The organism is Thermoplasmata archaeon (assembly GCA_036395115.1).
In the GTDB taxonomy this organism is placed as follows: domain Archaea; phylum Thermoplasmatota; class Thermoplasmata; order RBG-16-68-12; family RBG-16-68-12; genus RBG-16-68-12.
In genome coordinates this window covers 67,501-73,998 of record DASWDU010000023.1, presented here as the reverse complement: position 1 = coordinate 73,998, position 6,498 = coordinate 67,501, and the positions used below count along the sequence as shown (strand labels likewise).

The 6,498-nt window shown below is 64.9% G+C and carries 9 protein-coding genes; 3 read left to right on the top strand and 6 right to left on the bottom strand.

Translation table 11 applies throughout. The features are described from left to right. Positions 1-542: GNAT family protein (locus tag VF992_05800; protein ID HEX9340670.1), on the top strand; the 542-nt coding region annotated here is incomplete at its 5' end. Between the two features lie 8 nt (positions 543-550). On the opposite strand, the gene VF992_05795 is transcribed toward VF992_05800, so the two are convergent. Beyond that, entirely contained in the window at positions 551-1,642 is a 1,092-nt protein-coding gene (locus tag VF992_05795; GenBank protein ID HEX9340669.1) for a Xaa-Pro peptidase family protein, read from the bottom strand. An 86-nt stretch (positions 1,643-1,728) separates the two neighbouring features. Here VF992_05795 and VF992_05790 point away from each other — a divergent pair, with 86 nt between their 5' ends. Next, a complete protein-coding gene (locus tag VF992_05790) occupies positions 1,729-2,079 on the top strand; it encodes a hypothetical protein (protein HEX9340668.1) in 351 nt (116 codons plus the stop codon). Here the strand turns inward: VF992_05790 and VF992_05785 are convergent. Genes VF992_05785 through VF992_05770 form a run of 4 tightly spaced genes read right to left on the bottom strand, consistent with a single transcriptional unit; the run spans position 2,073 to position 5,179 of the window. Beyond that, positions 2,073-2,888, bottom strand: a complete 816-nt coding sequence (locus VF992_05785) for an ABC transporter permease (protein ID HEX9340667.1) — start codon at positions 2,886-2,888, stop codon at positions 2,073-2,075. The genes VF992_05790 and VF992_05785 overlap by 7 nt on opposite strands. Before the next feature lie 47 nt (positions 2,889-2,935). Further along, on the bottom strand, positions 2,936-3,928 hold the full coding sequence (locus VF992_05780) for an ABC transporter permease (GenBank protein HEX9340666.1): 993 nt from the start codon (positions 3,926-3,928) through the stop codon (positions 2,936-2,938). After that, positions 3,925-4,941: an ATP-binding cassette domain-containing protein gene (locus VF992_05775; protein HEX9340665.1), complete on the bottom strand. Its 1,017-nt coding sequence runs from the start codon at positions 4,939-4,941 to the stop codon at positions 3,925-3,927. Before VF992_05775 ends, VF992_05780 begins: the two co-directional genes overlap by 4 nt. 46 nt (positions 4,942-4,987) lie before the next feature. After that, entirely contained in the window at positions 4,988-5,179 is a 192-nt protein-coding gene (locus VF992_05770) for a 30S ribosomal protein S17e (protein HEX9340664.1), read from the bottom strand. A gap of 209 nt (positions 5,180-5,388) precedes the next feature. On the opposite strand from VF992_05770, the gene VF992_05765 reads away from it, so the two are divergent. Next, on the top strand, positions 5,389-5,553 hold the full coding sequence (locus tag VF992_05765; protein HEX9340663.1) for a hypothetical protein: 165 nt from the start codon (positions 5,389-5,391) through the stop codon (positions 5,551-5,553). A 1-nt stretch (position 5,554) separates the two neighbouring features. Here the strand turns inward: VF992_05765 and VF992_05760 are convergent, their stop codons facing one another. Next, the gene (locus VF992_05760; GenBank protein HEX9340662.1) at positions 5,555-6,334 is read right to left on the bottom strand and encodes an enoyl-CoA hydratase-related protein; all 780 of its coding nucleotides are present in this window, start codon (positions 6,332-6,334) and stop codon (positions 5,555-5,557) included. Positions 6,335-6,498: the final 164 nt, after the last annotated feature.

Sequence of the window (6,498 nt, the reverse complement as noted above, 5' to 3'; positions counted from 1 at the left end):
TGGAAACCCGACGCGTCCTCCGCGGAGAACGCGTGCTGTTGCGTCCCTTGGAAGCCGGGGACCTCCGACGGTGCGTGAAGTGGTTCTCGGACCCGGACGTCATCCGCTTCCTCGGCCGGGGCAGTCCCGTGACGCTCGCGGAAGAGGAACGGTGGTTCCACGACTATCAGCGGCGGGGAGACGACCAGATCTTCGCGATCGAAGTCGCGGGCCGGCACGTCGGGAACCTCGGCCTCCACCGGATCGACCGGACGCACCGAAAGGCGGAGATCGGGATCGTCATCGGCGAGCCGGAGTTCCGGTCGAGAGGGATCGGCACGGAAGCGATGCGGGTCGCCCTGCGCCACGCGTTCGGCGTGCTCGGGATGAACAAGGTTTCCCTCGAGGTGCTCGAGTACAACGCCCGCGCGATCCACACGTACGAGAAGATCGGATTCCAACGGGAAGGCGTGCACCGCGAAGACATCTACAAAGACGGCGGCTTCGTGAACGTCGTCCGCATGAGCCTCCTCGCGCGAGAGATGGCCGACGGCGCGCCGTGAGGGGCGCCTCAGAGCTCGAGCAGTTCCCGGGGCGCGTCGCTCAGGTAGTGAGGGCCTTTCGGCGTCACGAGGACATCGTCTTCGATCCGGACGCCGCCGAATCCCGGGACGTAGACGCCCGGCTCATCGGTGAAGACCATGTTCGGCTTGAGGGTGATCTCGCTCGCGGAGTTCAGCCCCGCGCCGTCGTGGACCGCCAGGCCGACGGAATGGCCGAGCCCATGGATGAAACGCCCTTTGTACTTCGTCCGGTCGATGACCGTGCGGGCCGCCGCATCGACCGACTTCCCGCGCACGCCGGGCTTCATCCGGGCGAACGCGGCCGCGTGCGCGCGCGCGACCGTGTCGTGCATGAGCTTCTGCTCCTCCGACGCCTTGCCGACGACGACCGTGCGGGTGATGTCCGAGCAATACTTGCGATACATCGCGCCGAAATCGATCACGATCATGTCGCCTTCCTGGACCTTCCGCGGGCCGGCGGTGTAGTGAGGCTCCGCGCCGTTCGGTCCCGAGCCGACGATCGTGTGGAACGAGGGCCCCGAGGCGCCGTTCTTCTGCATCCGGTAGGCGAGCTCCGCGGCGACCTCCGCCTCCGTCACGCCTCCCGGAATGAAGGGGAGGATCTCCTCGAAGGAGCGCGAGGCGATGCTGCAGGCGCGCTGGATCATCTCGACCTCGCGAGCGTCCTTCACGAGGCGCGCTTTCATAATCGCATCGGAGACATCGACGAACTTCGCGGACTTCGGGGCGAGCTTCCGGAGCCGCTCGAAGGCCGCGTGCGTGAGCTCGGCCGCGTTGATCCCGACCTTTCGGTGGCCTCGGAGGCGCGCCCGCAGGAGCTTCGCCGAGTCGTCCCGCGTGCGGAAGACCTCGATCGGCAATCCGCCCTTCTTCGCGGCTTCCTCCTCCAGGGCGGACGTCGTGATCTCGCATCTGCCGTCCGGCGTGAGCCATGCGGCGCAGCCCTCGAAGAGGCCGTCGGTGAGGCCGGTCGCGTAGAAGAACGAAATGTCGATTTGCGGTTCCGTCGAGTTGAGGAGGACGATGAGGTCGACGCCGTCGCGGACGTTGCGATAGATTTGCTTCACGCGCTCGCGCACGGGCTCCCCCGCAGTTATCGGGACGCCGTAGTTAAAGCTTGGTCGCGTGGGGGAGACTTAATGCGCTGCGGTGGGCTCCGCTCTCGATGGCGAAGCGGCGACATCGAGGCATGGAACGGCGGATCGCGCTCGAACGGATGACGGCGCTGTTCCGACTCGCGGAGTCCGAGGCGCTCCAGGGCCGCCCGGGCCGCGCGCGGCGCTACGTCGAGCTCGCAAGGCGCATCGGGATGCGGTACAACGCGCGGGTGCCCGCGGCCTTCAAGCGGTCGTTCTGTAAGAAGTGCCTCGCGTTCCTCCTCCCGTCCGTCAGCGCCCGGGTCCGGGTCGGCCGGGGGCGCGTCGTCGTCACATGTACGGCGTGCGGGGCCGTCCAACGATATCCCTACCGACGCGAGCAGACGGCGCGGCGCGCCGGCCGCGCCCGGCGTCAGTAGGACGTCGTCATGTCGATCTTGCCGGCTTTCCGGGCAAAGTATTCCCCGACCTTGTAAATGAGGATGCTGAGGCCGAAGAAACCGACGGACGACACCACGAGAAACAACAGAATGGTCGGCGGGTCGAACCCTTGGAGAGTCGTGTTCACCGTCGAGGTCGACGTCGAAGGCGACGTGAGGAGACGCCGGGTGATGTCGAACCAGTAGGTCAGCGGAATCGCGCGGCCAATGGCTTGGCCCCAATCCGGAAGGACGGAGAGCGGGAACAGGACCCCGCAGAAGACGTAGAACAGCCCGGGGATGCCTTCCGCGAGACCATGGGTGTGTTTTGCCGTCAAGAACGAGATCCCGCCGAGGCAGATGCCGATCGCCAGGAGGACCGACAAACCGAGGATCGTGCTGACGAGAAACAACGGAACATCGGTCAGGGCCAAGTGCAATTGGACCCCGAGGAACATGACGCCGAACACCAAGGTGATCGCGACCGCGAACACCGAGACCGCGATCTTGGATGCCGCTCGACCCAAGATGTACACATAGTACGAGATTGGCGAGATGTACACGTACCGAATCGTTTGGTACCATTCCCGATCCGACTGAATCACTTGGAACGTGCCGAAGAGCACGGACGCGACGAAGATGAAGAAGGAGTTCCCGACGTACATATAGGAGAACGCATCGGGGTCGCCCTGGGGCCGTCCGATCGCGACGAACACGACGTACATGAGGACGAGGATGAATGCGCCGGCGACCGGCTTGATAATGGAGTACAGGACGAAGAGCCACGGCTCCGTCCAGTTCGAGTCCATCTCCCATCCGAGCCACGCGGCCGTCTTGAAAGTCCGCCAGTACGTGTTCATTGATGCCGTGAGGTCAGCTTCCCCTCTCGCTTCGCGAGCGTCTCTAGGTATGCGAGGCAGTACCTTGCGAGGATCAAGAACAACACCGCCATACCGACAAGAATCTCGAGTTCCGTCGTGACGTTGAAGATCCAGAGCGAACCTCCGAAAGCGGTCGAACCCAGGGTGAGCTGCCGCAGCGCGTCGAGCCCGATTGAAGCGGGGATGAAGGATCCCGCGATCGCGACGGCCGGTCCCCAGCCGGGAATCCGGAATAACCCGCCAAGTGGGAAGTAAAAGCCGCTCGAGAAGAAGATCGGCTCCTCCATCAGGGCCGACAGATTCCATGCCTCCCGGCCCCACAAAAGGTAGAGGGAGGCGAACATCATCCCGAGCCCATACAGGGCGATCAGGGTCGCGAAGAAGACCGCGAGGAGCATCAACGGATTCGCGACTTGGAAGATGACGCCGAAGACGAAGACGCCGGCGATGAGCGTCGAGACGGCGCGCATCGACGTCATGACCATGCCGCCGACGGCCATGCCTCCGAGGAGGGCCATCCGGTTCATCGGCGCCATCATGTAGAGCTGGAGGTTCCCGATCTCCTTCTCCCAGTAGAGCTGGCTCGCCATGGACCAGAGGACGTTCAGCCAGAACGCGACCATCGTGCCGCCGAGCACGACCGACGCGACGAGCGCGTTCGTGTTCGAGTGGACGGCCGCGGCGTACTGGGCTTGCTGCGCGGCGTCGGCGCACGGGTTGCTCCCGCACATCCCGAAGGGCGCAGTCAGCGTCGCCTTGTTGATCACCGCGAGGGCCTGGTTCCCGAAGAACTGGTAGATGAACACGTACGCCGCAATCCCGAGGAGCGGGAGGAGGGCCTCGAAGAATATCCACGACGGTTCGCGGTTCGCGCCGACGATCCGGGGATAGGAACGGCCCACGACGGCCCGGAGGTTGAGCCCGATCCGGTAGCGCAAGTCCGTCCTCCGGACGCTCGCGACGCTCAATCGAGGCCCCTCCCGACCATGCTGATGAAAACGTCCTCCAGGGTCGGCTCGGACTTCTGCAAGGAGTGGACCTTCGCGCCCTGCGACGTGATCGAGCTCAAGATCTCCGCGACCGGCCCTTCGTCCTCGAGGATGAACGTGAGGTGGGAACGGTTCTTCGAGATGTCATCTTTGTGGGAAAAGTTCTTGACGCCGGGGAGGCCGACGAAATACGTCGTGTCCCGGATCGTGTCCACTTCGAGCTGGAAGGTCGTCTCCGTGCGGATCATCCGCTTCAGGTTGGCGGGGGTGTCGCACGCCAGGATGCGCCCTTTGTCGATGATCGCGATCCGGTCGCACATCTGGTCCGCTTCCGCCATGTAGTGGGAGGTCAGGAGGACCGTCTTGCCGGCCCTCTTTCGGACCCAGTTCATGACGTACTCCCGGATCACGCGCGCCGCGTTCACGTCGAGGCCCAGCGTCGGTTCGTCGAGGAAGAGGATATCGGGATCCGTGACGAAACCGCGGATCATGTTCATCTTCTGCCTCTGACCCGTCGACAGCATGCGCACCTTGGCGTCACGCTTGTCCCACAGTCCGAAGACGTGCATCAGCTCGTCGATCCGCTCTTTGGAGACCTTGCTCGGGACGCCGTAGAACTGGGAGAACATCCAGATGTTCTCGCGCGCGGTCAGCAAGCCGTATCCGGACGTCTCGCCGCCGGAGACCATGTTGATCCGCTGTCGGATCGGGAACGGATCCTTCGCCACGTCGTGACCCGCAACGAACGCCTGTCCCGCCGTCGGGAGCAGCAGGGTCGCGAGGATCTTGATGAGCGTCGTCTTGCCGGCGCCGTTCGGCCCGAGCATTCCGAACAGCTCCCCTTCCTTGATGCCCAACGACACGCCATCGAGGGCGGTGACGGGGCCGAGCGAATCCTCGCTCCCGTTCGAGCCTGCCTTGCGGCGGAACCGGCGCTTCTTCTTCCCGGCGAAGATCCGGGTCAGGTCGCGCGTCTCGACGGCGTACGTCATGGGGGACTGCATCCGATCGCCCGAGCCGGGCGCGAGGCGAGGGGGCCTACGCGGCGATCCGTTGCCGGTAGCGGGTGATGTACCCGGCGATCCGGTTGCGCATCAGGACGCTCCGCACGTCGGTCAGTTCGGAGACCTTCGCCTTGTTGTGGTCGAAGTCGTCTGTGAACTCGTTCGGATAGAGCTTCGCCAGCTCGATCGCGACTCGCTTGATGTACGTCGGCCGGATGTTGCCCAACCTTTGGCTCCGCGTTCCCGTTCGGGAGGGCGCTCCAAAGGGAGTGTGCTAGATAAAGGTTCTTGACTGGCGCGCGAAAACGAGCGGCATCGGGCGGCGAAATGTTGTCGGGGGCGAGGCCGCGAACTCTGCGGGCAACTCTTAAATAGGGACCTCGGATACGCCGGAAGGGAATCGCGCGCCCCCACCGGTTCCGGGAGCGGATGGTGATGGAAGAATCCCTCGTGAACGTCGAGTTCCTGAAGAGTTCGAACAACTTCATCGCCCGAATCCAGAGCGAGCTCGGCGGGATGCGCGAGTACCGCAGCTCGTCGTTCGAGGAGGTCCTCGAACAGGTCGTCATCGACCTGCAAGAGGAGTTCGAGTCGTACTGAGTCAGGCGCCGGTCCACGTCGGCTTTCGCTTCTCGATGAACGCCTGCATGCCTTCCGCCTTGTCGCGCGTCGACCCGACGACGCCGAACGCGGAGGTCTCGAAGTCCAATCCCGCCGAGAGAGGCATCTCCATCGCCGATCGCAGGCATGCCTTCGCGAGGGCGATCGCCGCGGGGCTCTTCTCCAGGATCTTCCGAGCCAGCGCCTTCGCCTCCTCGAGCAGGCGGTCCGCGGGCACGACCCGGTTCACGAGCCCGATGCGCTCCGCCGTGGCGGCGTCGATCGTCTCCCCCGTGTAGATGAGTTCGGCCGCCCATCCCGGGCCGACGATCCGCGGCAGGCGCTGGCTGCCGCCGAAGCCCGGGATGATGCCGACGTTCACTTCCGGCTGCGCGATCTTCGCGCGCTCCGAGGCGATCCGGATGTCGCACGCGAGGGCGAGCTCGCAGCCGCCGCCGAGCGCGTAGCCGTTGATTGCCGCGAGGATCGGCTTGTTGCACGACGCCATCGTGTCCCCGAGCCGGCGGCCCATCTCCGAGAAACGCTGCATTTCGAGGCCGGAGAGGTTCGCCATCTCTTTGATGTCGGCGCCGGCGACGAACGCCTTGTCCCCCGCTCCGGTCAGGATGATCGCGCCGACGTCTGCGGCCATCGACAGATGCTCGATCGCCATCGAGAGCTCGCGCAAGACCGTCGAGTTGAGCGCGTTCAGGGCGTCGGGTCGGTTGATTGTGACGATCGCGAGGCGGTCCTCCATCTCCGTCTTGACGAAGCCGGGCATTGGATTCCTCCGGTCGAGGAATGCCCGCGGCGAGGATGAACGTTCCTCGGCGGGCGCCGGCCACTGCATGAGCGCGACTCCGGTGCGGCGGACGGCCCTGGACGGATGCCCAGGCTCGCGCGGGTGCTGGCCTACTTCGTCGCGGTCCTTTCCCGACGCCCGGC